The sequence below is a fragment of the Sediminibacterium soli genome (assembly GCF_009939225.1).
In the GTDB taxonomy this organism is placed as follows: Bacteria; Bacteroidota; Bacteroidia; order Chitinophagales; family Chitinophagaceae; genus Sediminibacterium; species Sediminibacterium soli.
This window is the reverse complement of record NZ_JAACJR010000006.1, coordinates 290,234-315,229: the sequence shown is the minus strand read 5'-3', so window position 1 is coordinate 315,229 and position 24,996 is coordinate 290,234. Positions and strand designations below refer to the sequence as shown.

The 24,996-nt window shown below is 51.6% G+C and carries 24 protein-coding genes; 17 read left to right on the top strand and 7 right to left on the bottom strand.

Annotated features, from left to right (window positions below; genetic code table 11):
- Nucleotides 1–79: 79 nt before the first annotated feature.
- From GWC94_RS05300 to GWC94_RS05285, 4 genes are all read right to left on the bottom strand, one after another.
- Nucleotides 80–2,638 carry an FtsK/SpoIIIE family DNA translocase gene (locus tag GWC94_RS05300; RefSeq protein ID WP_161833994.1) on the bottom strand — a complete coding sequence of 853 codons (2,559 nt, stop codon included), beginning with the start codon at nucleotides 2,636–2,638 and terminating at the stop codon, nucleotides 80–82.
- Between the two features lie 180 nt (nucleotides 2,639–2,818).
- Nucleotides 2,819–3,193, bottom strand: a complete 375-nt coding sequence (locus tag GWC94_RS05295) for a DUF423 domain-containing protein (RefSeq protein ID WP_161833993.1) — start codon at nucleotides 3,191–3,193, stop codon at nucleotides 2,819–2,821.
- The gene (locus tag GWC94_RS05290; RefSeq protein WP_161833992.1) at nucleotides 3,186–3,692 is read right to left on the bottom strand and encodes a shikimate kinase; all 507 of its coding nucleotides are present in this window, start codon (nucleotides 3,690–3,692) and stop codon (nucleotides 3,186–3,188) included. The genes GWC94_RS05295 and GWC94_RS05290 overlap by 8 nt, the downstream gene beginning before the upstream one ends.
- A gap of 45 nt (nucleotides 3,693–3,737) precedes the next feature.
- Nucleotides 3,738–4,922: an acyl-CoA dehydrogenase family protein gene (locus GWC94_RS05285; protein ID WP_202628644.1), complete on the bottom strand. Its 1,185-nt coding sequence runs from the start codon at nucleotides 4,920–4,922 to the stop codon at nucleotides 3,738–3,740.
- A gap of 106 nt (nucleotides 4,923–5,028) precedes the next feature.
- On the opposite strand from GWC94_RS05285, the gene GWC94_RS05280 reads away from it, so the two are divergent.
- The gene (locus tag GWC94_RS05280; RefSeq protein WP_161833991.1) at nucleotides 5,029–5,976 is read left to right on the top strand and encodes a hypothetical protein; all 948 of its coding nucleotides are present in this window, start codon (nucleotides 5,029–5,031) and stop codon (nucleotides 5,974–5,976) included.
- 92 nt (nucleotides 5,977–6,068) lie between these two features.
- Here the strand turns inward: GWC94_RS05280 and GWC94_RS05275 are convergent, their stop codons facing one another.
- Nucleotides 6,069–8,600 carry a S9 family peptidase gene (locus tag GWC94_RS05275; RefSeq protein ID WP_161833990.1) on the bottom strand — a complete coding sequence of 844 codons (2,532 nt, stop codon included), beginning with the start codon at nucleotides 8,598–8,600 and terminating at the stop codon, nucleotides 6,069–6,071.
- A 126-nt stretch (nucleotides 8,601–8,726) separates the two neighbouring features.
- Here GWC94_RS05275 and kynU point away from each other — a divergent pair, with 126 nt between their 5' ends.
- Both kynU and GWC94_RS05265 read left to right on the top strand, forming a co-directional pair.
- Nucleotides 8,727–9,992 carry a kynureninase gene (gene kynU, locus GWC94_RS05270; RefSeq protein WP_161833989.1) on the top strand — a complete coding sequence of 422 codons (1,266 nt, stop codon included), beginning with the start codon at nucleotides 8,727–8,729 and terminating at the stop codon, nucleotides 9,990–9,992.
- Nucleotides 9,993–10,035: 43 nt separating this feature from the next.
- Nucleotides 10,036–10,650: an SGNH/GDSL hydrolase family protein gene (locus GWC94_RS05265; RefSeq protein ID WP_161833988.1), complete on the top strand. Its 615-nt coding sequence runs from the start codon at nucleotides 10,036–10,038 to the stop codon at nucleotides 10,648–10,650.
- Nucleotides 10,651–10,668: 18 nt separating this feature from the next.
- On the opposite strand, the gene pyrF is transcribed toward GWC94_RS05265, so the two are convergent.
- Both pyrF and GWC94_RS05255 read right to left on the bottom strand, forming a co-directional pair.
- Nucleotides 10,669–11,487 carry an orotidine-5'-phosphate decarboxylase gene (pyrF, locus tag GWC94_RS05260; protein ID WP_161833987.1) on the bottom strand — a complete coding sequence of 273 codons (819 nt, stop codon included), beginning with the start codon at nucleotides 11,485–11,487 and terminating at the stop codon, nucleotides 10,669–10,671.
- A 106-nt stretch (nucleotides 11,488–11,593) separates the two neighbouring features.
- Complete coding sequence (locus GWC94_RS05255) at nucleotides 11,594–12,970, bottom strand: alpha-amylase family glycosyl hydrolase (protein WP_161833986.1); 1,377 nt, start codon at nucleotides 12,968–12,970, stop codon at nucleotides 11,594–11,596.
- A gap of 119 nt (nucleotides 12,971–13,089) precedes the next feature.
- On the opposite strand from GWC94_RS05255, the gene GWC94_RS05250 reads away from it, so the two are divergent.
- The 14 genes from GWC94_RS05250 to GWC94_RS05185 all read left to right on the top strand — a co-directional run bounded on the left by GWC94_RS05250 (nucleotide 13,090) and on the right by GWC94_RS05185 (nucleotide 24,956).
- Entirely contained in the window at nucleotides 13,090–14,172 is a 1,083-nt protein-coding gene (locus tag GWC94_RS05250) for a tryptophan 2,3-dioxygenase family protein (protein ID WP_161833985.1), read from the top strand.
- 57 nt (nucleotides 14,173–14,229) lie between these two features.
- Nucleotides 14,230–17,028: a M16 family metallopeptidase gene (locus GWC94_RS05245; protein WP_161833984.1), complete on the top strand. Its 2,799-nt coding sequence runs from the start codon at nucleotides 14,230–14,232 to the stop codon at nucleotides 17,026–17,028.
- A gap of 251 nt (nucleotides 17,029–17,279) precedes the next feature.
- On the top strand, nucleotides 17,280–18,200 hold the full coding sequence (locus GWC94_RS05240) for a phosphatase PAP2 family protein (protein ID WP_161833983.1): 921 nt from the start codon (nucleotides 17,280–17,282) through the stop codon (nucleotides 18,198–18,200).
- Between the two features lie 44 nt (nucleotides 18,201–18,244).
- Nucleotides 18,245–18,814 (top strand): VanZ family protein, encoded by a 570-nt coding sequence (locus GWC94_RS05235; protein WP_161833982.1) that lies wholly within the window; start codon nucleotides 18,245–18,247, stop codon nucleotides 18,812–18,814.
- A 59-nt stretch (nucleotides 18,815–18,873) separates the two neighbouring features.
- Nucleotides 18,874–19,449 (top strand): NUDIX domain-containing protein, encoded by a 576-nt coding sequence (locus GWC94_RS05230; RefSeq protein WP_161833981.1) that lies wholly within the window; start codon nucleotides 18,874–18,876, stop codon nucleotides 19,447–19,449.
- 14 nt (nucleotides 19,450–19,463) lie between these two features.
- Entirely contained in the window at nucleotides 19,464–19,793 is a 330-nt protein-coding gene (locus GWC94_RS05225) for a DMT family transporter (RefSeq protein WP_161833980.1), read from the top strand.
- 152 nt (nucleotides 19,794–19,945) lie between these two features.
- Nucleotides 19,946–20,341, top strand: coding sequence for a hypothetical protein (locus GWC94_RS05220; RefSeq protein WP_161833979.1), 396 nt, complete (start codon nucleotides 19,946–19,948; stop codon nucleotides 20,339–20,341).
- Complete coding sequence (crcB, locus tag GWC94_RS05215; protein WP_161833978.1) at nucleotides 20,341–20,703, top strand: fluoride efflux transporter CrcB; 363 nt, start codon at nucleotides 20,341–20,343, stop codon at nucleotides 20,701–20,703. Before GWC94_RS05220 ends, crcB begins: the two co-directional genes overlap by 1 nt.
- A gap of 4 nt (nucleotides 20,704–20,707) precedes the next feature.
- On the top strand, nucleotides 20,708–21,256 hold the full coding sequence (locus GWC94_RS05210) for an inorganic diphosphatase (protein ID WP_161833977.1): 549 nt from the start codon (nucleotides 20,708–20,710) through the stop codon (nucleotides 21,254–21,256).
- Between the two features lie 109 nt (nucleotides 21,257–21,365).
- Nucleotides 21,366–21,803, top strand: a complete 438-nt coding sequence (locus tag GWC94_RS05205; RefSeq protein WP_161833976.1) for a sulfite exporter TauE/SafE family protein — start codon at nucleotides 21,366–21,368, stop codon at nucleotides 21,801–21,803.
- Nucleotides 21,804–21,886: 83 nt separating this feature from the next.
- Nucleotides 21,887–22,039, top strand: coding sequence for a hypothetical protein (locus GWC94_RS05200; protein WP_161833975.1), 153 nt, complete (start codon nucleotides 21,887–21,889; stop codon nucleotides 22,037–22,039).
- 129 nt (nucleotides 22,040–22,168) lie between these two features.
- Nucleotides 22,169–23,086, top strand: coding sequence for a DMT family transporter (locus tag GWC94_RS05195; protein ID WP_161833974.1), 918 nt, complete (start codon nucleotides 22,169–22,171; stop codon nucleotides 23,084–23,086).
- Nucleotides 23,087–23,131: 45 nt separating this feature from the next.
- Entirely contained in the window at nucleotides 23,132–23,902 is a 771-nt protein-coding gene (locus GWC94_RS05190; RefSeq protein WP_161833973.1) for a sulfite exporter TauE/SafE family protein, read from the top strand.
- Nucleotides 23,903–24,053: 151 nt separating this feature from the next.
- On the top strand, nucleotides 24,054–24,956 hold the full coding sequence (locus GWC94_RS05185) for a hypothetical protein (protein ID WP_161833972.1): 903 nt from the start codon (nucleotides 24,054–24,056) through the stop codon (nucleotides 24,954–24,956).
- Nucleotides 24,957–24,996: the final 40 nt, after the last annotated feature.

Sequence of the window (24,996 nt, the reverse complement as noted above, 5' to 3'; positions counted from 1 at the left end):
TGGGTATGACTGCATTATCACAGGGATGGTTTAGCAGATGCCGGCCTAAGCCTGTTAATAATCGGCTAAAATACCGTGCCTACCCAAAGGAATCCAGGAATTCCTGGAGCTCCCCATCGGTTTTAAACAGCACTTCGCGGGCTTTGCTGCCCTGGTTGGGACCCACCACCCCGGCCGCCTCCAGTTGGTCCATCAGTCGCCCGGCTCGGTTATAGCCGAGTTTCATACGGCGTTGTATCAGCGAGGTAGACCCCATCTGGCTCTGCACAATAAGCCTGGCCGCATCTTCAAATAACGGGTCGCGGTCGTTGGCGTCAAAATCCCTGCCTTCGAGGTCTTTTTCATCTACATATTCCGGCAGCAAAAATGCCTGTGGGTAGCCGCGCTGGTCGCCGATGAATTCGCAGACGCTCTCCACTTCAGGTGTGTCTACAAATGCGCACTGCAAACGGGTGAGTTCGCCGTTATAGCTGACCAGCATATCCCCTTTTCCGATCAGCTGTTCCGCACCGCCTGCATCGAGGATGGTGCGACTGTCGATCTTGCTCGATACCTTGAACGCGATACGCGCGGGGAAATTGGCCTTGATGGTGCCGGTGATGATGTTGACAGAAGGCCGCTGTGTGGCGATGATGAGGTGTATGCCGATGGCCCTGGCCAGCTGCGCCAGGCGTGCGATCGGCATTTCCACTTCTTTACCCGCCGTCATGATCAGGTCTGCAAACTCATCGATCACCAGCACGATGAAGGGCAGGTACTGGTGTCCTTTTTCGGGATTGAGTTTTCTTGCCGTGAATTTGTCGTTGTATTCGCGGATATTTCTGCAACCGGCTTCTTTCAGCAGGTCGTAGCGGTTATCCATCTCTATACAAAGCGCATTGAGTGTGTTCACCACTTTTTTTGTGTCGGTGATGATGGACTCTTCTTCGCCCGGCAACTTGGCAAGAAAATGTTTTTCGATGACGCGGTAAAGACTCAGCTCCACTTTCTTAGGATCCACCAGCACAAATTTCAGCTGGGAAGGGTGTTTTTTATACAGCAGCGATACCAGGATGGCGTTCAGTCCGACCGATTTACCCTGCCCCGTGGCGCCCGCCATCAGCAGGTGCGGCATGGTGGCCAGGTCAACGATAAAATTCTCGTTATCGATCTTTTTTCCAATGGCGATGGGAAGAGAGAAAGCGGCCGACTGGAATTTTTCAGACCCCAGCAATGTTTTCATACTTACCACGGTCTTGCGCACGTTCGGCACTTCGATACCGATGGTTCCCTTGCCGGGTATCGGCGCAATGATGCGTATGCCCAGCGCGGCAAGGCTGAGCGCGATATCGTCTTCCAGGTTCTTGATGCGGCTGATGCGCACACCGGGGGCGGGTACGATCTCGTAGAGGGTAACCGTGGGACCTACCGTGGCGGCGATACGCTGTATGGCGATATCGTAGTTCTTTAAGGTGGCGATGATCTGGTTCTTGTTGGTCTCCAGTTCCTGCGGATCGTGTACGATCTTTTCGCTGCCATGCTGTTCGAGCAGGTCAAGCGAAGGGTATTTGTAATCCTTCAGATCGAGCGTAACATCGTATTTAGACCCTATTTTGCCTGGCGCAACAGCGGCCGGTATCTCTTCTTCTTCCTCGGGCGATTCGTTTATTTCCAGTTCCAGGTTAGATGCGGCAGCCCTGTTTTTTACCGGTGCAACCACTTCGCTGAATGCCGGCGCCATGATCTCTTCTGGTTCCTCTTCCGCTTCTTCATCAGGTTCTTCGTCGTCCGCTTCTTCCCCGCCTTCTTTCTCCACCATATCGAATTCGTTCATCGGATCATCCCCGGTTTCTGACTGCGGCATGATGACCACCACGCCTTTTCCGTCTTTTTTCATCCGGTTATTGCTGACGGGCAATTCCGGGTCCGGTTCTTCACCGGCTGCTTCTTCCTCCTCGTTCCATTCCTGTCTTACCGGTAGCTCATCGTCCCCGTTTATGCGAACGTCCTCGGCCGCTTTTTTATCAGTTCCCCATTTCCATTCGGGCAGTTTAAACACGGGATTGAAACGCCAGATCACATAGGCGAACACTGCCATGGCAAGCAAAGCGCCGGTACCTACATTGCCGATCCATTTCACAAACCATTCCGTCAGCAGTTCACCCACCGCGCCTCCCCAGGAGAAAGCCGACCCGCGTGCGCCAAAAGCGAATGCCATGCTTATCACCAGTAATCCGGTTACCACATATTTCAGGTTACGGACAAGGCTGAATATTTTTTTACCAAACAGCAGGTTTACCCCCAGTACAAAAAAACTGGTGCAGAAAAGATAGGAAGCCAGGCCAAATCCTTTGTATACGAGCGCATGCGCCACATAGGCTCCCAGAACACCGAGCAGGTTATTTACCCTCACATCATCGGTGGCAAAGATGCGTATACCGAATTGGTGCACCTTATCCTGGTCTTCCTGCCAGGTAAACAAATACGAGGTGAGTGATACAAATAAGAAAACAGTGAGTAAGAGGCATACAGCCCCCGCTATTTTGGCGGTGCGTTCATCCTTTACCACTTCCACCACCGTTACTTCCGCTGGCTTGTCTGCAGTGAGTTTCTCCGGATCAGGTGGTGGTGGCGTTTTCTTCCTGAGTCTGTTAGCCATGTCAACAAATATAAGTTAACCGGTAAACCGCAGACAGTCCCGGGCGCCTATGTGCAAAACTGGGTGGAGAAGCCACAGTTTTCCCCAATGAAGGGAACAGATAAACAGATGAGTAAGGAACAGAGGAGCAGGGAATAATGAATATTGAACAAGGAATATCGAATGTCGATCGTCGGGGAATTACCTGGATTTGGCTAGGGCTGCTGCCAGGGCGATCCAGCCGGTGATGAAGCAGATACCGCCGAGGGGGGTGATGGCGCCCAGCCAGCGGAGATGGGGTAAGGCTACCAGCAGGTACAGCGAACCGCTGAAGAAAACCATGCCTGCGATAAAAAGTCGGCCTGCGTATACCACTGTTCTCACGGGTATTTCTTTATACAGCACCGCTGTAAGGGCCAGCGCAAATACATGGTAGAACTGGTACCGCACGGCGGTTTCGAATACAGACAGCGACTGTTCGCTCAGCATTTGTTTTAAACCATGCGCCCCGAACGCACCCAGCGCCACGGAAAGTGCGCCCAGTAAGGCGGCGGTTACCAGAAATGATTTATGCATGTTCTTTGCGTATTTTGGTGAATGCGGCATCGGTGATATCTGCGCCCTGTAAATGGTATTGCGCTTTTTCGTAGAAAGGCATCCGCTGCAACAGTTTTGCCTGGATAAACTGCAGCAGCCCTGCATCATCCAGTTCTTTTATGGCGGGCCGGTGCGCCCTTTCTGCTTTCAACCTCTCGAACAATACAGGTACCGGTTCATCTATCCATACCGTAACACCGTGTTTGTTCATCCAGTTCATATTTTCATGATAGAAAGGCGTGCCCCCTCCTACCGCCAGTACGAAATTTTTTTTCTCGGCAAACCAGCGCAGCACTTTGGCTTCTGATTTACGGAAATAGTCCTCCCCGTCTTCCGAAAACAATTCCCCGATAGATTTCTCCTCGTGGGATGCGATGAGGAAATCGAGATCATAACAACCGGTCTTCCATTTCTTTGCCAGTTTTTTTGCCCAGTAGGTTTTACCGGTACCCATCATGCCGAGTAGGAAAAGTTTCACCAAAAAGAAATTAAAAGTTGAGCAATTAGAATGAAGAACAAATGATTATTTGAAAGCATTCAACCCCGTCACATCCATCCCTGTTATCAGCAGGTGAACATCGTGTGTTCCTTCGTAGGTGATCACGCTCTCGAGGTTCATCATATGACGCATGATGCTGTACTCGCCGGTGATACCCATACCGCCAAGCATCTGCCTGGCATCCCTGGCTATGTTTGCGGCAATCTCGCAGCTGTTGCGTTTGGCCATGCTTACCTGTTCGGGGCTGGCTTTTCCTTCATTCATCAGCACCCCCAAACGCCAAACCAGCAGTTGCGCCTTGGTGATCTCGGTGATCATCTCGGCCAATTTTTTCTGCTGTAACTGAAAACCGCCTATAGGCCTGTCGAACTGAACCCTTTCCTTGCTATAGCGTAATGCGGTATCATAACAGTCCATCGCTGCCCCGAGCGCTCCCCACGCAATGCCGTAACGGGCTTTGGTGAGACAGCTAAGCGGCCCTTTTACCCCGCTAACACCCGGCAGTATATTTTCCTTCGGAACCTTTACATGATCAAATACCAGTTCGCCGGTGGCACTTGCGCGGAGGCTCCATTTGCCGTGGGTGGTTGGGGTTGAAAACCCTTCCATTCCTCTTTCGAGTATCAAACCCTGTATTTTTCCTTCCTCGTTCTTTGCCCATACCACGGCCACCTGGGCGTAAGGTGCATTGCTGATCCACATCTTGGAGCCGTTCAGCACCACATGATCCCCCGCATCCCTGAAATTACTGAGCATGCCCGCGGGATTAGAGCCATGATCGGGCTCCGTTAACCCGAAACAGCCCAGCCACTCGCCGCTTGCCAGTTTGGGAAGGAACCGGCGTTTCTGCTCCTCGCTGCCATAGGCATGAATGGGAAACATCACCAGGCTGCCCTGCACACTGGCCGTGCTTCGCACGCCGCTGTCGCCTCTTTCAAGTTCCTGCATCATCAGTCCGTAACTGATATAATCCAGTCCGCCTCCCCCGTACTCCACGGGAACCGTGGGTCCGAAGCAGCCCAGGTCGCCCATCTGCCGTACGATCTGCTGCGGAAATTCGGCGCGCTGCGCATATTCCTCTATGATGGGCGATATTTCTTTTTTGACATAACTGCGAACCGATTCGCGGATGAGTTTATGCTCTTCCGTCAGCAATTCATCCAGCAGGTAATAGTCGGGCGATTGAAATTGATCGGTTCTGGCAGCCATTGGAATCGTTTTGAGATAAGGTGTTTGGATACCAAAAATAACTGTTTCAGCGCTTCCAACCTTTTGGGGAAGGAATACTCTTCTTCACAACCACAACAAATACCTTATGAAACAGATCCGCTTCAAAACATACCTGCTTTCCGCGTTGCTGCTGGCAAATACCCAGCTGTTCTCCCAGGAGAAAAAAGAATGGGCCGTGAACCTTCAGAAAGAATACAGCAAATCCTACCCCGTAGGCAGCCAGATGGTGGCGCTGATGAATAAATACGGGAAGATGGCGATCGAAACCTGGGATAAGGACGAAGTGAAAGTGGAAGCCCGGATCTTCATTGGCGCACAGGACAAAGGGTTTGCGCAGAAAATGCTCGACAGGATAACCATACAGGACGAAAGCAAAGACGGCAGTGTCCAGTTCCGGACAACGCTTGGCGATGGCAATACCGGCTGGACAGAGGAAAACGGTGGGCATGAAATGCGTATCGACTGGGTGGTGCATATGCCTTCCACGCCCATGCTGTATGCAGAAAACCGCTTTGGCCCGCTGACCATCGGCGATTACAAAGGCGTGGTGGAACTGCAATGCAGGTACGGCACACTCACCACCGGTAATCTCTCCAACAGGAAGGTGTTGCAGGTTGAATTCGGAAAAGCGGTGACGGGCGTCCTGAGCGACAGCAGCCGGCTGGTATTCAAATATTCCAGGGCCGACATCAGCAAACTATCCGGTATTGCCAGAGCGGAATTCCAGTTCTGCAACAGCATCGACCTGCCAATTGACAATTCGCTGAAGGAGATCAATATCAGCGGCAATCATACCAGCATGTACCTGCTTACCGCCAAAGACCTCTCGGCCGATTACGATATCACCACCCATAATGCCAGCGCCAGCGGCAAGAACGACATCGCAATCAAAGAGACAAAAACCGGCGCAGAAAACAGCCATATGCGTGCAGTTTACTATTCTCCCAATCACCATTACACCGGCAGCATCGGAAAAGGCGGCGGTACAAAAATCAGCATCAGGAGCAGTTTCGGGAATGTGCGGGTGCTGTAGGGGACAATAGCTATATGGCTGAATGGTTATATTGTTTTTGGGGACTTAAACAATCAACCATTCAGTCATGTAATCATACAGCCATTCAACAATCAGTAATCATCCTCCTCCGGCGCTCTTCTTGCAGCTCCGCCGCCTTTTGCACCGCTCTGTTCTATCTCGCGGTTCATCTGTTCCATATCAACCGGTCTGGGGGTTGTATCTCCCATCAGGTGTTCGGTGAAGTAGTCGGCCATGCGCCAGAAAAAGTATTCGGTCATATCACCGTATCCATGACGCTGTCCGGGCAGTATCACCAAATCAAAACGCTTGTTGGCCCTGATGAGTGCATTGGCCACGCGGATGGTTCCGGCGGGGTGCACGTTGTTGTCGATATCACCGGTGGAGAGCATCAGGTGCCCTTTCAGGTTCTTTACCAGGTCCTGGTTCTTTTCAATATTATAGGTAAAACTGGTATCGCCTTTGTCGCCGATGGTTTCCTTTACCCCATGATGCTGCTCACTCCACCAGCGGTTATACACCGAATTATCGTGGTTGCCCGAAGAGGAAACTGCCGCTTTAAAGAAATCGGGGTATACCAGCATGGCAGCCGTGCTCATAAAACCACCGCCCGAGTGCCCGTGAATACCCACCCTGCTTACATCAAACCAGGAATAACGGTCGGCCAGTTGTTCCGCAACGGCTTTCTTATCGGCCAGGCCATAATCGCGGAGATTGCCGTAACCAAAATTATGGTACCATTTGCTGCGCGAGGGATGTCCGCCGCGGTTGCCCATTGTCACCACGATAAAACCGAGGTTGGCGAGGCGGTCGGTCCTGTCCATACCCCTGCCAAAAGCCTTGTTCACGGCCTCTGTCTGCGGACCGGGATAGACGTATTCGATAACCGGGTATTTTTTGGCTGAATCAAAATCCATCGGTTTGTACACCACCCCATAGATATCCGTGATGCCGTCATCGGCTTTGAGTTTGAAGGGCTGCGGGAACTTGTATCCCGTTGCAAACAGCGACGAAAGATCCGCGGTTTCAAGATCCATGATCCTGCGCCCGTCGGCTGCATACAAAGCGGATTTCGGAACGGTGTTTACACGCGAATAGTTATCGACAAAAAACGTTTTGGCATCGTTCACACTCATGGCGTGTTCAAATTCGCCGGGGTTCAGGAGTTTCAAACCGCTGCCGTCGAAATTTACGCGATAGGCATGCAGGTAATAGGGATCCTCGCCGGGTTCGCGGCCATTTCCTGAAAAATACACCACGCGTTTTGCCTCGTCGATGCCGAGTATGTTCTCCACATGCCATGCGCCGGAAGTGATCTGGTTCTTCATCCTGCCATTCTCATCGTACAGGTACAGGTGCGCCCAGCCGTCGCGCTCGCTCCAGTGGATCATTTCCTTTCCCTCATTAACCAGTCCTACCCTTCTGATTTCAATATAGGTATTGAAGCGTTCTTCTATCAGCGGCTTTACCGTGCCGGTTTTGATATCCACCAGGCACACATCCACTTTCTTCAGATCGCGGCCGGTGCGACTGAAATAAAATTTATCGTTATTACCCAGCCATTTTGCAGGCCGCCAGTCATCGTCTCTTGTATTTGCCAAACCCGGATCGGCCCAGATACTGATGTTCTGGTCTTTGAACATAGACACCTGCATCTCTTTACCGCTCTCTGCTGCTATATCGAACAGGTATACATGGTCAACAGGTGCGTCTTTTTCTCCCGGCATCCAGTATTTGTAGGTTTCCAGCGTGGGACGAGGATCGGAAATGCTGTTGATCACCCAAAGGTCTTTTACCCTGCGGTTGTCAACACGCGTCATGGCAAAATGCCTGGAGTTGGGCGACCAGAGAATAAATGCCGGTTTGCGTTTGTTCCGGTTCTTTTCCTTATCCACGTTATTGTCGCCGTTGCCCGAAAGATTTCCCTCTGAAAAATAGCTGAAATACTCAACGCCGTCCCTGGTAAGCGCACGGTCAACGATGGTGGAATCGTCTTCGTTCTTCAACGCTTTTTCATAATTGGCCTTATCCATCCAGTACAGGTTGTTGTTGCGGCCGAATACGATGGTATTGCCGTCGGGCGAGATCGAAGCCCAGCCGGGTCTGCGTTTTGGCTTTTTGAAATCGGTCAGTTCCACCAGTTCGCCTGTATTGATATTGTACTCGAAATAGAACACTTTTCTCTCACGCACCGGCGGGCCTGTTCTTTTGCCTGCGGCAGAATCTTTTTTCTCTATTTCCTGCGTGCTTTTTACCTCGAACTGGATCCAGTTCTCATCTTTTACAAAACGCATACTGTCCAGGCCCAGGTGCTGCGCATCAAACGGGTCTTTCACAATACGGGTGATCTTGGCGGCGAGATCGGCATTATCGAACAGTGTTTTCTTTTCGCCTTTGGCCGGATCAACGATATACCATTTCTTCCCGTCGGTGGTTTCGTATACATACCAGAAACGGTCGCTTTTTTTCAGCCAGTGCGCATCCACGCTGGTGCTGAAGATCAGTTTATCCAGTTTACGCGGTGCAAAACGGGAGGCCTGCTGGTAATTGGCTTTCATAACAGGCGCATGCTGTGCAGTTGCGGTAATCACAAAGAACAAACAGCATAAACAGGCAATTCTCATGACAGTTATTTTGGTGTTAAGTGGGTGAATATAAAGCAAACACCGTTATACGGAAAACCGGCGGTCAAAAATTCGGCGAAGGGTTGCCTGCAGCCGGAGATTGTTTACATTGCAGCAAACATACCCATGCAGGAAATCTTTCATACGGACGCCGGCTTTGCCGAAGATGCCGATCAAAAGGATGCACTGGCCTGGTGCAAACAGCAGTTCCATTTTCCGCAGCACAACGGTAAGGATGCGATTTATTTTTGCGGCAACTCCCTTGGGTTGCAGCCTATTCATACCAAACAGGCGATCGATATTGAGTTGACTACCTGGAGAGACATGGCGGTGGGTGGTTATTTCGGCGGGGCCAATCCCTGGCTGTATTACCAGGACTATATGCGGCCGGTGATGGCAGGTATCGTGGGTGCAAAAGAAAACGAGGTAACGGTGATGAATACCCTGACGGTGAACCTTCACCTGATGATGCTGAGTTTTTACCGGCCCACCAAACAACGTTACCGGATCATTATGGAAGCGGGTGCTTTTCCCTCGGACCAGTATGCGGTGGAAACCATGGTGCGGCATCATGGCTTTGACCCCGCAGACGCCGTCGTCGAAGTGCATCCCGCAGACGGCGAAAAACTGTTGCGCACACCGGATATCATCGATGTTATCCGGCAATATGGCGACAGCGTTGCCCTGGTGCTGTTCGGAGGCATCAGTTACTATACCGGGCAGTTATACGATATAGCGGCGATAACGGCAGCGGCCCACAGTGTGCATGCGGTGGCAGGTTTTGACCTGGCGCATGTGGCCGGAAATGTGCCGGTGCAGCTGCACGACTGGCAGGTTGATTTTGCGGTATGGTGCAGTTATAAATACCTGAATGCAGGGCCGGGCGCTGCCGGCGGCGTTTTTGTTCATGAAACACATGCAGGCAATACCGGTATGCAGCGACTTGGCGGATGGTGGGGCAATGATGAAAAGACCCGTTTCAAAATGGAGAAAGGTTTTGTACCCAAACCCGATGCAGGCGGCTGGAACATCAGCACGGCCCAGGTATTCAATATGGTGGCGCTGAAAGCATCGCTTGAGTTATTCGGCAAAACGGGTATGCAGGCCATACGAAGGAAAAGCCTGCGGCTGACGGCTTACCTCGAATACCTGCTGCAACAGTTGCCCGGCTTATCGTTTGAGATCATCACGCCCGCCGACAGCGAGGCCCGCGGTGCGCAGCTGTCTTTGTATTTCAGGGAAAAAGGCAGGGAGATACACGACAGGATGATCGCCAATGGCATCATTGTTGATTACCGGGAACCGGGTGTGATACGCGTAGCCCCTGCCCCGTTGTATTGCAGTTTTACAGACGTGTACCGTTTTTATGAACTGCTGAAGGGATTTGCGTAAATGGCTGCACGGCCGCCTCATTAGTTTATCAATCCATCCGCCCATGAGCAAACACCACTATTCCTATCTCGCGTTAGGCGATTCGTATACGATCGGGGAATCCGTGCCGCTGCACGAGAGCTTTCCCTACCAGGCGGTGCAGCTGTTGCGGAAGCAGGGATCGCTTTTTCATGCACCCGAGATCGTTGCCAAAACCGGCTGGACAAGTTTTGAACTGGCTGAACATATCCTGCATACCCGGCTCGATGAGAGTTATGATTTTGTGACCCTGCTGATCGGGGTGAACAACCAGTACAGGGGATTGCCGCAGGCTGAATTCAGAACGGATTTCGAATTCCTTCTCCGCAAGGCCATCCATCTTGCGGGGGAACTCAGCAACCGGGTGATCGTACTATCGGTTCCCGACTGGGGCATAACGCCTTTTGCGGATAAAAAAGACCGCAGCAGGATCGCCTCCGAAATCGATGCATTCAACCGCATCTGTGAAGCGGAGGCAGGAAAAATGCACGCGCATTTTATCGATATCACCGCGGATACCAGGAAAGCCGCGAACGACAGGGAACTGCTGGCTTCGGACAAACTGCATTATTCCGGTAAAGCGCATATGGTATGGGCCGAAAAAGTTGCGCGCATCGTGCAGTTGCAGCTGCACAGGTAATCGGCTTGCGTGCTGTACTCAACCCCTAACGCCGGTAAGGTAGTTGGCCATTGCGCCGGCATAGTCTTTGGCTGCCTCCCCTGCTTTCTCCGCAAAATCTTCCCCGCTGCCTGCAAAAATCACCGCGCGGCTGGCATTCACCAGCAGGCCGCAGTCTTTGTTCAGACCGTAACGCGACACTTCTTCGAGGCTGCCACCCTGCGCGCCGATACCCGGCACCAGCAGAAAATGGTCGGGAATGATGGTGCGGATATGGGCAAAATCACTGGCGCGTGTAGCGCCTGCAACAAACATCAGGTTGCCCGCGGTTCCCCAGGAGGCGGTTGTTGCCAGCACGCGTTCGTAGAGTTTTGCACCATCGCCCAGGGTCAGCTGCTGAAAATCATTGCTGCCGGCGTTGGAGGTAAGACCGAGCACGATCGTCCATTTATCGGGGTAGGCAAGAAAGGGGCGTATGCTGTCCTCTCCCATATACGGGGCAACGGTTATTGCGTCAAAAGGCAGTGTTTCGAAAAAGGTCTTGGCATACTGTGCAGAGGTATTGCCGATATCTCCGCGTTTGGCATCGGCGATCTTAAAATGCGTATCGGGAATATACCGAACCGTTTTTTCCATAGACTCCCAGCCTTTCAGTCCCTGCGATTCATAAAATGCCGTGTTGATCTTATACGACATACAGTGGTCTTTGGTGGCATCGATAATGGCCTTGTTAAAAGCAAACACCGGATCAGGGCCTGACAGCAGGTGTTTGGGCAGTTTGGTGATATCGGTATCGAGCCCAACACAGAGATAATTTTTCTGAGCATGGATGCGCGAGACGAGTTCGGAACGGTTCATGCGGCAAAGATAAAGGACAGGAAGGGATGGGAGAAAATTGTCACAGATTACACAGATTGGCACAGAAAATAACCTGTGTAATCTGTGGCAATACCCTCTCAGAAGATCACTTGCTGATCACCACCCAACCCCAGGGTTTTAGGTCGTAAGACGCCGGTATGGTTTTGAGCGTACCATTCTGACCAAGCAAATGGTAATCGCCTTCGGCTCCGATCGCCGACATACCGGTTCTATCCATCGAAACTTTCTGGGCGGTGCCAGACAGGTTCAACAATACCCATACCAGGTGATCGCCTGCCCTGCGGTAATACCCATACACTTCGCCGGGTTTATCGGTAACCAGTTTGGTGAAGGATGCATTACCCGCCAGCGCCGGATTGTTTTTACGCAGTGCCAGCAACTGCCGGTACATAGGCGCGCGCAGGTACCTGCCAAAGCCCATGCTGTCTTTCTCAAAGAAAGGTATGGCACGCAATACCGGCTCTTCCTGACCGCCGTATACAAGCGGTATACTCCGTTTCATGGTTTGTGTAAGCACCATAAAAGGTTCGTGGGAAGCGCCGGGCATGGTGGCATAATCGGCCTTGTTCCAGCTGTTTTCGTCGTGGTTGCTGGTAAAGAACAGCCGAAGCGCGTTGGCGGGAAGCACACTGTCTGTAAAATGCAGCACACTGTCGAAGGCGGCAGCTTTGCGTTTTCCCGCGGCGATCAGTTTCATCATACCGAATTCGGGCCAGGCATATGTGGCATCAAAACCCATATCGTGCAGCCAGGCGCTGTCTGTTTCGGCCAGCAGGAAAATATCCGGTTTGGCCGCTTTTAACTGCTTAACACATTCTTTCCAGAACTGGCGGCTCGGTCCCACGGCATAATCGCAGCGAAACCCGTCGATACCCGTTTCCGTTACCCAGAACTTCATCTGTGCCATCATCGTATCGCGCAGCTCTGCATTGGCAAAATTAAGTTTGCGGGTGTCTGTCCAGTCAAATTGCGAAACGGGTTTGCCCGTGCTGTCCTTAACATAGAAGTCGGGGTGTTTCTGCAGCCAGTAATGATCCGCACCCGTATGGTTCGGCACCCAGTCGATCATTACCTTAAACCCTTTTTCATGTGCCTGGCGAACCAGTTCCTTCCAGTCTTCCATATTCCCGTATTCGGGATTGATGGCAGTATAATCCGCAACCGCATAATAACTGCCCAGCGTACCCTTTCTCTCCAGCTTGCTGATGGGGTTGATCGGCATGAACCAGAGTGTCTGTACCTCCATTTCTTTCAGCCGGTCAAGATGCTGCGCAAATGCGCGGAAAGTGCCTTCCTTTGTATACTGGCGCACATTCACTTCATAGATATTACCCTGCATGATCCAGGCGGGATGCCCGTCTATATGGGCTGTTGAATCGGCGGGGTTTGTCTGAAGGTCACTGTTCTTACACGAAAACGCTGCAAACAGCAGCATATACGGAAGGAATTGTTTCAGTTGCATGGCAGGCAATGATTAGGATTGAATAATGTGTAAGATACACATATTAACTATACGATTACATACATGAATGCTGCCGAATCTCTACATTTGGTCCCACCTGACATTTTATTTTTGCTGCCATGGAAGAACCCAGATACTACGGAAGTTATTTACAGATAGAAAAGATACTCGATGCGCAGCATCCGGTGAGTTTTCGCGAGGGCAATGAGCCTGCGCACGATGAAATGCTGTTCATCATCATCCACCAGGCCTATGAACTCTGGTTTAAGCAGATCCTTTTTGAACTGGACTACGTGACCGGTGTTTTTTCGAAAGAACAGATCAACGATAACTCGGAAGACCTTAACCTGGTAAGACACCGCCTCAACCGGGTGATACAGATACTGCAGCTGCTGAACCAGCAGGTACAGATACTTGATACGATGACACCGCTCGATTTTCTCGAGTTCCGCAACCTGCTTACACCCTCCTCGGGTTTCCAGAGCAAACAGTTCCGTTTGCTTGAAGCCAAGCTGGGACTGCAGATCGATGCGCGTCACCAGAAAGACTATTACAAAAGAACCAACGAAGGCGGGTTTACGCAGCAAGACTACCATACCATTACGCAAACCGAGGCAAAACCCAACCTGCTGCAGCTGGTGAACCGCTGGCTGGAGCGTATGCCATTCTTCCGCGACGAGTACTGGCAACAATATGCGGCCACTTCGGTATCCCCGTTAACCGGTCATTCTTTCTGGAACGATTACCGCCATATCTATCTCTCCGGACTTACCGAGCGGGAACAGAGCAAGATCCACGACTTTGACTATGTATTCTTTGAAAAAAAGCCCGAAGGCTACGCTGCGGAACAGCTTGATCTGCTGCGCAGCAATTTCTCGCCGGCGGCGCTGCGGGCAGCCCTGTTCATTATGCTGTACCGCGATTTCCCCGTTTTCCAGACCTCGTACCAGGTGTTGGATGCCTTGATAGAGATAGACCACCTGATGAGCAACTGGCGGCACAAACACCTGATCATGGTAAGAAGAATGATCGGCATGCGCGTGGGGACGGGCAACACATCGGGCGCAGGCTATCTCGAGGGCGCACTCAGCAAACATTATGTATACAAAGATCTTTCGGGACTGTCGACCTACCTGATCGAAAGAAGAAAACTGCCCGCCCTACCGGCTGCGTTGATTGCCAATCTCGGATTTCATGTATAGTATTCCGGCAGCAACTGTTTTGCCGACACCGTTTAATGAAGCGACACAATTACTCTTATGAAATACATCGTTCTCACGTTATTTATCGCAGCGGCGGTTATCAGTCATACAGAAGCGCAGACCATTGCTAAAACGCTGCCGGTGAGCAAGGATATCAAAATCGGCAAACTGGCCAATGGCCTTACCTATTATATCCGCAGGAACCTGGAGCCCCGTAACCGCGCGGAACTGAGGCTGGTGGTGAACGCCGGGTCCGTTCTCGAAACGGATAAGCAGGCAGGTCTTGCGCATTTTGTAGAACATATGGCTTTTAACGGCACAGCGCATTTTAAAAAGAATGAGCTGGTCAATTTCCTCGAGAAAAGCGGTGTACACTTCGGCGCTGATCTGAATGCCTATACTTCGTTTGACGAAACGGTGTACGAACTGCAGGTGCCCACCGATAGTCCGCTGGTATTCAAACAGGGTATGCAGATACTCGAGGACTGGGCGCAGGGAGTAAGCTTCGAACATACCGAAATAGACAAGGAAAGAGGCGTGATCGTGGAAGAATGGCGACTGGGCCGTGGTGCGGACGCCCGTTTGCGCGACCGTTATTTTCCCATCCTGCTCAAAGGATCGCAGTACGCGAAAAGGATTCCTATCGGCACCAAACAGAATATCGATACGGCGCACTACCAAACACTGACCTCGTTTTACAAAGACTGGTACCGCCCCGATCTGCAGGCCGTGGTGGTGGTTGGCGATATTGATGTGGCGGAAACGGAGCAGCTGATCATGGCTCATTTTGGGAAAATACCCAAAGCGATTGCGCCGAAAAAAAGAACCCGGTTCCTGATCCCTTCGCATACCGATACCCGGACGGCGATACTTACCGACCCCGAGCAGCCCTACAGCATCATACAGGTATATTACACAAGACCCGAACTGCCCGTTATCAAAACGGAAACACAGTACCGGCAGAGCCTGGTGCGCAGTCTGTTCAATGAAATGATGAGTGCAAGACTGGACGAGATTGCCCAGAAGCCCGAGGCGCCGTTTTTGTTTGGCAGCAGCAGCTATGGAAAGTTCATTGGTAACCTCGATGCATTCAGTTTGTTATCGGTTGCCAAATCGGGCAGGGAAATACAGGCATCGCTTACCGCCTTGCTCACCGAGAACGAACGCGTAAAACAATACGGCTTCCAGCAGAGCGAGCTCGACAGGGCCGTGAAGAATATGCTGTCGCGCATAGAAAATAGGTACCGCGAAAGAGACAAAACCAAATCTGCGGAACATGTACAGGAACTGGTGAACAATTACCTGCATGGGGAAGCCATCCCCGGTATCGCCTATGAATACGCACTGTACCGGCAATACCTGCCCGGTATTACCCTTAAGGAGATAAATGGTCTGATCGCAGACTGGATCAGAACCACAGACCGTTCGGTGGTGATCACCGCACCCGAAAAGGAAAAAAACAACCTGCCCGCACAGGCAACCGTTATTGCTTTACTGAACAAGCCTTTTGGCAAACTCGACAGGTATATTGACAAAATAAGCAGCAGTCCGTTATTGCCTGTGGCCCCTGTTGCCGGAAAGACACTTGCAGAAAAAAAATACGAAGCGATCAATACCACCGAGTGGACATTGTCTAACGGCGCCCGGGTGATACTCAAGCCAACCGATTTCAAGAACGACGAGATCGAATTTTCTGCCATCAGCTGGGGCGGCGCATCGCTGTACGATGGCGATGATTTCCTGAACGCATCCAATGCCGCCATGATCGTGTCATCGGGCGGTATGGGAGATATGGATATGCAGGCCATGCAGAAAGCGCTCAGCGGCAAGAACTGTTTTGTGGGGCCGGGTATCAACACCTATATGCAGGGACTGAATGGACGAAGTACGCAGAAAGACCTTGCCACGGCATTTGAACTGCTGAACGGCAGCTTTACCGCACCCAGGAAAGACCCGCAGATGTTTGAAGTGATCAGGCAGCAGGTGCAGGCCCAGTTGCAGAACAAGGATAAGGATCCGGCTTCTGTGTTCGGCGATTCCGTGAATTATATCATGAGCAATTACCATCCGCTGCGAAAACCATTTACGGTAAACGATATCGGCAGACTCAACCTCGACAAAGCCTACGGTATCTACCGCCAGCGGTTCAGCAATGCGGGACAGTTCATTTTCACCTTTGTGGGCAATTTCAGCCTGGACAGCATCAGACCCCTGGTGGAAAAATACATTGCGTCCTTACCCGCGACCGCCACAGGCGATAGCTGGCGCGATGTGGGTATCCGGTACCCGGCAGGCCCCATCAGCAAACTGTTTTACAAAGGCAAAGAGAACAAAGCCAGCGTACGGTTGTTCTTTACAGGAACGCTTTCTGCTTACCAGGAAGACCAGGACCGGCTGCTGGGGCAGCTATGTGCCGCAATGACCATCCGTTTGCGGGAGTTGATGCGCGAAGATGCGGGCGGCGTGTACGGCGTATCGGTAAACGGCGGAATAAGCCGCGAACCGGTGAACAGTTACAGCATAGGTGTTTCTTTTGGCTGCGCACCCGCAAATGTTGATAAACTGGTTGCGATCGTAACCGAAGAGATCAGGCGCACCAGACAGGAAGGGGTATCGCAGCAGAACGTAGACAAAGTGATCGCGGAGCAGACCCGTTCGCTGGAAAACAGCGTAAAAGAAAACAGCTACTGGCGGTACCGCCTGGAACAGCAGTTCTTCCGCAACAACGATCCGTTATCGATACTTACGGCAGACAAACGTATCCGCGCATTCTCAGTGGAAAAAAGCAAGGAAACAGCCAATAGCTTCCTCAATGAAAACAACCTGATAAAACTGGTACTGCTGCCCGAAAAATAACCGAACGCCACCCATCACCGTCAGGTCAGGGGCAATACATTCCTGTAGAAATCTCAGCAACATCCGCTTTTTATTCAGCCGGAACAGTAATCCCGCATCTGTGATTGCCCACGCACAGGCATGCGGCGGGTATCGCTTTTGCATGGATATGTGTTGAAATACTTTTTATAAGCCTTCACGCACTTCGGTTGTTTGTACTGAACGGCAACAGCTTATGAACTGTGTATTTTTTTACACAAAATACAATCGCTATGGTTCGAAAATTATCCCTGCTGATGGGTTCCTTTGTTGTTGTTTCGCTGATATACGCGCAGGATACCACTTCACGTGCAAAAGATTCCGCTGCATTGCTTTCTTCGGAGAGCCTGTCGCCACCGGCTATTCCTGCAACACCGCCGCGTTCTGCTGCACCGGCCAGGTACGACAGTTATGCTTCGCCCTACAAAACCAGTTTTCGTGCAGACGGGCCGATCATACTCGGCAGTATCGGTCTTACGCTGCTTGGCTATAATATGATCGTGAACAAAGCGGGACTTACCGCCACCGAACTGGCCGCAAAAAAAGAATCGAATGTTCCCTGGTTCGACAGGGGCAATGTGGGTTATTTTAACGATAAGGCAAACGATGCCAGCTATCTGCCGTTCTTTGCTTCCTTCGCCACGCCATTGGTGGCCTCGCTGATCGATAAGAAACAAAGAAGCCATTTTTTCCAGGTAACTTCACTGTACCTCGAAACCATGGCCATCAGCGGGGCGCTCTACACTTTGTCGGCGGGCGCCATTTCGCGCAGCAGACCGCTGGTATACAATCCTGCAGCGCCGTACGACCGCCGCGTAAGCAATAACTCGCAGCGTTCTTTTTTTGCAGGACATGTATCCGCCACCGCCTCGGCCACTTTTTTTGCAGCGCAGGTGTTCAGTGATTTCAACCCCGACTCAAAGGCAAAACCCTATGTATGGATAGCGGCGGCCGCATTACCCGCGCTGGTAAGCTATTTCCGTTACGAGGCAGGACAGCATTTTCTCAGCGATATCATCCTGGGATATGGTATCGGAATGGCCACGGGCATACTGGTTCCCAAACTGCACCGCAGCAAAACTTTCCGGAACCTGAGCCTGGTACCGCAGGCCGGCAGGGATTACAAAGGACTGGCGCTGGTGTACAAATTATAAACCATCCGCTGAAAAATTGATCCGAATGATTATTTTTATCAGGTATGCCAACCGCATTCCTGAGACCCGCGCTGCTGCTTTTCCTGTGTACACTTCCGTGCTGGATACTGATCAGGTTGTTTTTCCGGTCGGGAAAACAACACGGATTTCCCAGGCAACAGGAGATGAAATACTTTCTGCTGTATGCCTATACCGTGTTTCTTGCGGCGGTAACCGTTTTTCCCATGCCTTTTGCACGGTACAACAACCTGCGGACACGCGGTGTTAACCTGGTTCCCATAAAAAATACCTGGCTCGAGGTAAAAGCCATGCTCCGGGTAGACAACCAGACAGTGACACTGCACGCTTTGCAGAACATCGTGGGCAATATCATCCTGTTCATACCGATGGGATTGCTGCTGCCGCTGGTTTTTTCAAACATACAGCGATTCCGGCGGGTGGTGCTGACGGGCATGACGGTATCCGTGATTATAGAATCCACGCAATGGGTATCGCGGCTCTGCGGCATTTACCGGTTTGTGGATATCGACGATGTGCTGCTGAACACACTCGGCACCGCCATCGGCTGCCGGATCGCGCAGCATCGTATCCGCAGGACTGCTCCGCTTCCGTGACAACGGATTAATGTACCTTTGCGGTATCATTCATTATTCCTACTTACCGATTAATTAGTATGGTAACCGATGTTCATATCCTTGATACAACCCTTCTCTCCTATTACAAATACAGCCTGAAGAAAATCACCTACGGTTACAGTAACAACGACAAACCCATGGTCAATACCCGCGAGGTATACGACCGGGGCAATGGCGCGGTCATTCTGCTGTACAACCCGGTATCAAAAACGGTGATCCTTACGCGGCAGTTTCGCTTGCCGAGTTTTCTGAACGGCAATACCGATGGCATGCTGGTGGAAGCCTGTGCGGGCCTGCTCGACAGGGAAGACCCGGAAACCTGCATCCGTCGCGAAACCGAGGAAGAAACGGGTTACCGGCTAACCGGCATCCGGAAAGTGTACGAAGCGTATATGTCGCCGGGCTCGGTTACCGAGATACTGCATTTCTTTATCGCCGAATACAATGCCTCCATGAAGATGGCCGAAGGCGGCGGACTGGAAGAGGAACACGAACACATCGAAGTGCTGGAAATCGCTTTTGACGAAGCCATGCGCATGACAACCAATGGCGGCATCAAAGACGCAAAAACCATTCTGCTGCTTCAGCACCTCAAACTCAATGCACTTATTTAGCGAAATTTTCTACCATGAACTGGATCATCCTCGTCATTGCAGGTTTATTTGAAGTGGGTTTTACCACCTGTCTCGGCAAAGCAAGGGCCACCACCGGCACCGATTCCTACCTGTGGCTGGGCGGATTTTTTGTTTGTCTTACGCTGAGCATGTACCTGCTGTACCGTGCCACACAGACACTGCCGCTGGGTACGGCCTATGCGGTATGGACGGGTATAGGCGCCGTGGGTACGGTGATCATCGGCATTATCTTTTTTAAAGAACCGGCTGATTTCTGGCGGCTGTTCTTTATCTGCACGCTGATTGCTTCCATCGTGGGACTGAAAATGGTGTCAGCGCACTAAAGCCAACTGCGCCGTGCCGGTTTCAGAAAAGAATAACCGGCAGCATCATCCATAAACAGTAATTTAGGGTAAAGCGGGTATCGCAAAAACTTTTATTATACAACAGCAGGATGATGGTTTTCACCGGTGACTGTGTAACTTCGTAACAGCGTATGCGCCTATTTCTTTTTATTTTACTGATAACGATCCTGGCCTGCGGGTCAAAGCAGAAACACCTTCCTGCAGAGAATGCATTGGATGCGGGAAGACAGTTTATTGAATCCTGTTTATGGGGCGATTTTCAGAAAGCGGCATTTTATCTTGCTCCCGGAGAAAAGAACAGGGAAAAACTGGACCTGATAGAAGGTTTGTACCGGCAGAAAGACAAGGAGGGGCGGCAGCAATACAGGCTGGCATCGATCAACCTGCACGAGGTAAGGGAAATCTCTGCCGATACCACCCTGATCTTTTACAGCAATTCATTTGACAAAACACCGGATTCGCTGATGGCGATACGCCTTGACCGGCAGTGGCTGGTAACGATAACCGATCTGAAAACTGTTCGCTGATGCTATTCAAACATATATGGATGGTGGGACTGGGCGGTATGATCGGCAGCATACTCCGTTACCTGACGGGGGTTGCCATACGGCATGGTGCGTTTCCGTATGCAACGCTCATGGTAAACCTGCTCGGATCACTGGTGATCGGTTCGGTGATGGGATATGCAGCAAAAACGGAGGGCTTCGGCGACTGGCGGCTGTTCCTGGCAACGGGTATCTGCGGCGGTTTTACCACGTTCTCGGCTTTTGCCTGGGAGAACTGGCAGTTCTTACAACAGCAACGATACCAGGCTTTCGTTCTGTACACGGGCGGTTCCATTGTATTGGGACTGCTTTGCGTGGCGATCGGATACTGGTTAACCAAATAAGCATATGCAACAAACTGTATTACATCCCTGGCATGGAGTACCGCCGGGCGATCATGCCCCCAGAGTCGTAAACGCCATCATCGAGATCCCCCAGGGTTCGCGGTGCAAGTATGAGATCGACAAGGATTCGGGTTTGCTGAAGCTGGACCGGGTGATCTATTCCTCCTTTTACTATCCAGTTAACTACGGTTTTATCCCCCAGAGTTATGGCGGCGATAAAGACCCGCTGGACATACTGGTGATCACCTCCCTTCCCGTACAGCCGCTTACGCTGATGGAAGCCAAAGTGATCGGTGTGATGCAGATGATCGATGGCGGAGATCCTGACGACAAGATCATTTCAGTAGCCGCCACAGACCCCGGTGTTAACCATTACAACAATATCGAAGAACTGCCCAAACACTTCTTTGACGAACTGCGGCATTTCTTTGAGGAATACAAAAAACTTGAGAACAAGACCGTGAAAGTGGAGGATATCGGCGACAAGGCGCAGGCCCTCTCTATCGTGGAAGAGGCGGTCCTGTATTACCGGAAAACATTCGGAGACAAATAGGCTGATGGCCTGATCGCGGCCGAAAACCAGTACCGGTAAACCTGTACCTGTAATCGCTCTCATCATTCCATCAACTCATCAACCCATCCATCTATCTAAACCACCACCCATGAACCTCACCACTATTCTACTGCTTGTACTGATCGGCCTGGCGGCGGGCTTTCTGAGCGGGCTTGTTGGCATCGGGGGCGGTATCATCATCGTTCCCGCGCTGGTTATGCTGATGGGATTTTCGCAGAAACAGGCGCAGGGCACATCGCTGGGAATACTGCTGTTGCCAGTAGGCATACTGGCCGTGATGCAGTATTATAAACAGGGATACCTCGATATCAAATACGTGGCCATCGTGGCGGCGGCATTTGTGCTGGGCAGTTTGTTTGGCAGTAAACTGGCTTTGCTGATCAGCGACGCGAAAATGAAAAAGGTATTCGCCATCGTTATGCTGGTGCTCGCGGTTAAAATGCTTTTCTTCGATAAAAGCACCGCCTCAACCGGCAAGCCGGATATGGCGCAGCACGACCCGGAAAGAAATAACCCGCTATCCTGACTCAGAGAAAAAATGCCGTAACGGACCGTCATCCATTCGGTAAAATCAATCCCCACCCCTATCTTTGCCAAAAATCAGCATACATGGAAGCGCAAAAATCTACAGGTAAATATTGGTTCCTCTGTTTTTTATGGCTGGCGATCATGATCCTTTTGTTGGTATTCTACCGCCAGTGGTTCTGGCTCGCCCTGCCTGGTGTATGCACTTATTTTGCAAAAGGCCTGGACATCATGTAATTTCCCGTCCGGGTAACCATACTGAAAGGGGCTTCTTTGCGAAGTCCCTTTTTATTTCACCGGCCCGCTCACCTTCCAGACATACTCCAGCGGCTCCCTTTACCATTTCTCCCAATCGTATATTTGCCCATGTCCGTAAAACAAAACGACCGCTATCTCGGAATAGGACTCGCCATTCTCGCTACGATTATCTGGTCAGGAAATTTTGTGGTGGCCAGGGGCGTTTCGCAACATATCGGCCCGGTGAGACTGGCTTTTTACCGCTGGCTTACGGCTACGGTCATTATGGCGCCGCTTGCCTGGAAGCAGTTCCGCGCAGAATCCGGCTATATCCTTCAGTACAAAAAATATGTGTTCTGGGCGGCACTCACCGGCGTCGCGCTGTTCAATACCTGTGTATACATTGCCGGTCATTATACCAGTGCCATCAACCTGGCGCTGATCGGCACCACTTCGTCTCCGATCTTTTCCACGATCATGGCCGTGGTCTTTCTGAAAGAACGTATGACACCTGCCCGGATCATCGGTTTTGCATGCTGCATCGCCGGTGTCCTGCTGCTGTTGTCAAACGGCCGTTGGGAGATACTGGCATCCTTCCGCTTCTCAAAAGGCGATCTTTGGGTGATAGCGGGCGCGGTTGCTTTTGCGGTGTACAGTGTGCTAGTCAAAAAGAAACCGCAGCAAATCTCGACCATCAGTTTCCTGTTTGCGGTTTTTCTGTCGGGAACGGTTATGCTGCTGCCGTTTTTTGTCTGGGAGAGCCTGGCAGGACAGGTTACACAATGGGATGCCAAGCTGATCGGCATTATACTGTACCTGGGCGCCGGCGCTTCGGTGATCTCTTTTCTTTGCTGGAATACGGCCATACAGAAACTGGGGGCAGCCACCACCGTACTGTTCGGAAACCTGATACCGGTCTTCAGCGTATGGGAAGCCGTACTGCTGCTGGGTGAAAAAGTATCCACCATTCACCTGGTAAGCGGTGTGCTGGTGATCGGCGGACTGATTATTGCCAACACCTCGTTCCGCCTGAAAACCGCCACCTGACCGATCTTCCTGCATCCTGTACCTTAACCTCAATGTCTTTGTACCATGGATCTTTCTACGCTGATGCTTCTTTGCGTGTTTGCCTTCACCGCCGGGTTAGTTGACGCAATTGCCGGCGGCGGCGGTCTGATACAAACACCGGCTGCGCTGGTACTGCTGCCCCAATACCCGGTGGCCACCATCATCGCCACGATCAAGCTCCCTTCTTTTACCGGCACCGGTCTTGCCATAGGGCAATACATCCGTCGTGTTCGGCTGCATTTTCCAACGGCGGTGCTGATGTGTATCACGGCTTTTGGCGCCGCTTTCGCGGGATCAGCCCTGCTGACCATGGTAAGCAGCCGTTTTATGAAACCCGTTATCTTTTTCATCCTGGCCGGCGTGGCGGTGTATACCTATACGAAAAAGAATTTCGGAGAGCATACCACCAAACCCTATTCCCGGAAAAAGCAGCTGTGGTATGCATTCCTGATCAGCCTGGTCATTGGTTTTTACGATGGTTTTATCGGCCCGGGTGCCGGCAGCTTCCTGATCCTTGCCTTTATCGCGCTGCTCGGTTACGATTTCCTGCATGCCAGCGCCAATGCCAAACTCGTAAACATGGCCACCAACAGCGGGTCCATCGCCCTGTTCCTCCTCAAAGGCACCATACTCTGGTCCGTTGCCCTGCCCATGGCCGTCTGCAATGGCCTGGGCGGCATCATCGGCGCCCGTCTTGCCATCGCCAAAGGCAATCATTTTATCCGCCTATTCTTTTTATGCATCGTTACGGCCACTTTGCTGCGGCTGGCGTATGATGTGTTTGTGAAGAATTAAGTAAGATGGCAACCCCATAGGCCAAAACACCGGTAAACCAGCAGACCATCCTTTTAACTAAGCTTTATACCCCAAAAAGTGGATTACGGCCTGGCTTTGGCATAATTTTCAACATCCGTAGGGGTGTGTTTTTTCAACAGCTACATTTGATATGAATAACCAAGTTTCCATGACGGGCAGCTTTGAAAAGGAAAAGAACCTGAAGGCGTCGTTGTATACGGCGGTGATCTGTGTATTGCTCTTCCTGTTATTCTTTTTTCTGCAGTGGACACTGCCCCGCATACCCCCTCCTGATTTTGGCGAAGGCATTGAAGTGAACCTCGGTAACAGTGAAACCGGTTCGGGGGATGTGGCTCCGCAGAGTCCCGGCGAACCTTCTGCCACACAGGAAACCGAGAGCGCCACACCGAAAAGCAGCACCCAGTCTTCCGAGCAGAAGGTACAGGCCGATGCATACGACGATGGCGATGCCCCCGCCATTCATAAGCCCGTAAACAAACCTGTTGCAAAACCGGTTATCGAACCCACGCATACCGCCAGGAAAACCAATCCCGCACCTGTTGTCAACCCTACGCCCGCGCCACCCAAACCCAAGGCGGTTTTCAAGGGCGGTACCAGCACCACCACAAGCGGCAACCGTGCAGACAGCTATAACGGTGTCAAAAACCAGGGCATAGCGGGCGGCAAAGGCGACCAAGGCAATCCCAACGGCAACCCCAATTCAGACAGCTACCGGGGCAATGCAGCCAGCGGCAATGGCGGCAGCGGTGGAACAGGCGGCGTAAGCATACGCAGCGGACTGGATGGAAGGAGGATCACCAGACTGCCATCGTTTGAAGATGATTTCAACGAGAACGCAAAAGTGGCCGTTGACATTACCGTTGACCGTGCGGGCAATGTGGTTGCGGCAGTGGTAAACCCACGCGGCACCACCACCACCAACCAGAGCATGCGCGCCATCGCCCTCCGCAAAGCCCGTAGCCTCAAACTCAACAGCGGCACCGAAGACCAGCAGACAGGCACCCTGGTATTTAATTTCAAACTCCGCGGCTAAACACCCCTGCCTCCTCTGTTCCTTGCTCATCCGTTCCTTG

Bases quoted from the DNA above. Each gene is read 5' to 3' on its own strand.
- GWC94_RS05300 (WP_161833994.1), bottom strand. From the start codon at position 2,638: ATGGCTAACAGACTCAGGAAGAAAACGCCACCACCACCTGATCCGGAG.
- GWC94_RS05295 (WP_161833993.1), bottom strand. From the start codon at position 3,193: ATGCATAAATCATTTCTGGTAACCGCCGCCTTACTGGGCGCACTTTCC.
- GWC94_RS05285 (WP_202628644.1), bottom strand. From the start codon at position 4,922: ATGGCTGCCAGAACCGATCAATTTCAATCGCCCGACTATTACCTGCTG.
- GWC94_RS05280 (WP_161833991.1), top strand. From the start codon at position 5,029: ATGAAACAGATCCGCTTCAAAACATACCTGCTTTCCGCGTTGCTGCTG.
- GWC94_RS05275 (WP_161833990.1), bottom strand. From the start codon at position 8,600: ATGAGAATTGCCTGTTTATGCTGTTTGTTCTTTGTGATTACCGCAACT.
- kynU (WP_161833989.1), top strand. From the start codon at position 8,727: ATGCAGGAAATCTTTCATACGGACGCCGGCTTTGCCGAAGATGCCGAT.
- GWC94_RS05265 (WP_161833988.1), top strand. From the start codon at position 10,036: ATGAGCAAACACCACTATTCCTATCTCGCGTTAGGCGATTCGTATACG.
- pyrF (WP_161833987.1), bottom strand. From the start codon at position 11,487: ATGAACCGTTCCGAACTCGTCTCGCGCATCCATGCTCAGAAAAATTAT.
- GWC94_RS05255 (WP_161833986.1), bottom strand. From the start codon at position 12,970: ATGCAACTGAAACAATTCCTTCCGTATATGCTGCTGTTTGCAGCGTTT.
- GWC94_RS05250 (WP_161833985.1), top strand. From the start codon at position 13,090: ATGGAAGAACCCAGATACTACGGAAGTTATTTACAGATAGAAAAGATA.
- GWC94_RS05245 (WP_161833984.1), top strand. From the start codon at position 14,230: ATGAAATACATCGTTCTCACGTTATTTATCGCAGCGGCGGTTATCAGT.
- GWC94_RS05240 (WP_161833983.1), top strand. From the start codon at position 17,280: ATGGTTCGAAAATTATCCCTGCTGATGGGTTCCTTTGTTGTTGTTTCG.
- GWC94_RS05235 (WP_161833982.1), top strand. From the start codon at position 18,245: ATGCCAACCGCATTCCTGAGACCCGCGCTGCTGCTTTTCCTGTGTACA.
- GWC94_RS05230 (WP_161833981.1), top strand. From the start codon at position 18,874: ATGGTAACCGATGTTCATATCCTTGATACAACCCTTCTCTCCTATTAC.
- GWC94_RS05225 (WP_161833980.1), top strand. From the start codon at position 19,464: ATGAACTGGATCATCCTCGTCATTGCAGGTTTATTTGAAGTGGGTTTT.
- GWC94_RS05220 (WP_161833979.1), top strand. From the start codon at position 19,946: ATGCGCCTATTTCTTTTTATTTTACTGATAACGATCCTGGCCTGCGGG.
- crcB (WP_161833978.1), top strand. From the start codon at position 20,341: ATGCTATTCAAACATATATGGATGGTGGGACTGGGCGGTATGATCGGC.
- GWC94_RS05210 (WP_161833977.1), top strand. From the start codon at position 20,708: ATGCAACAAACTGTATTACATCCCTGGCATGGAGTACCGCCGGGCGAT.
- GWC94_RS05205 (WP_161833976.1), top strand. From the start codon at position 21,366: ATGAACCTCACCACTATTCTACTGCTTGTACTGATCGGCCTGGCGGCG.
- GWC94_RS05200 (WP_161833975.1), top strand. From the start codon at position 21,887: ATGGAAGCGCAAAAATCTACAGGTAAATATTGGTTCCTCTGTTTTTTA.
- GWC94_RS05195 (WP_161833974.1), top strand. From the start codon at position 22,169: ATGTCCGTAAAACAAAACGACCGCTATCTCGGAATAGGACTCGCCATT.
- GWC94_RS05190 (WP_161833973.1), top strand. From the start codon at position 23,132: ATGGATCTTTCTACGCTGATGCTTCTTTGCGTGTTTGCCTTCACCGCC.
- GWC94_RS05185 (WP_161833972.1), top strand. From the start codon at position 24,054: ATGAATAACCAAGTTTCCATGACGGGCAGCTTTGAAAAGGAAAAGAAC.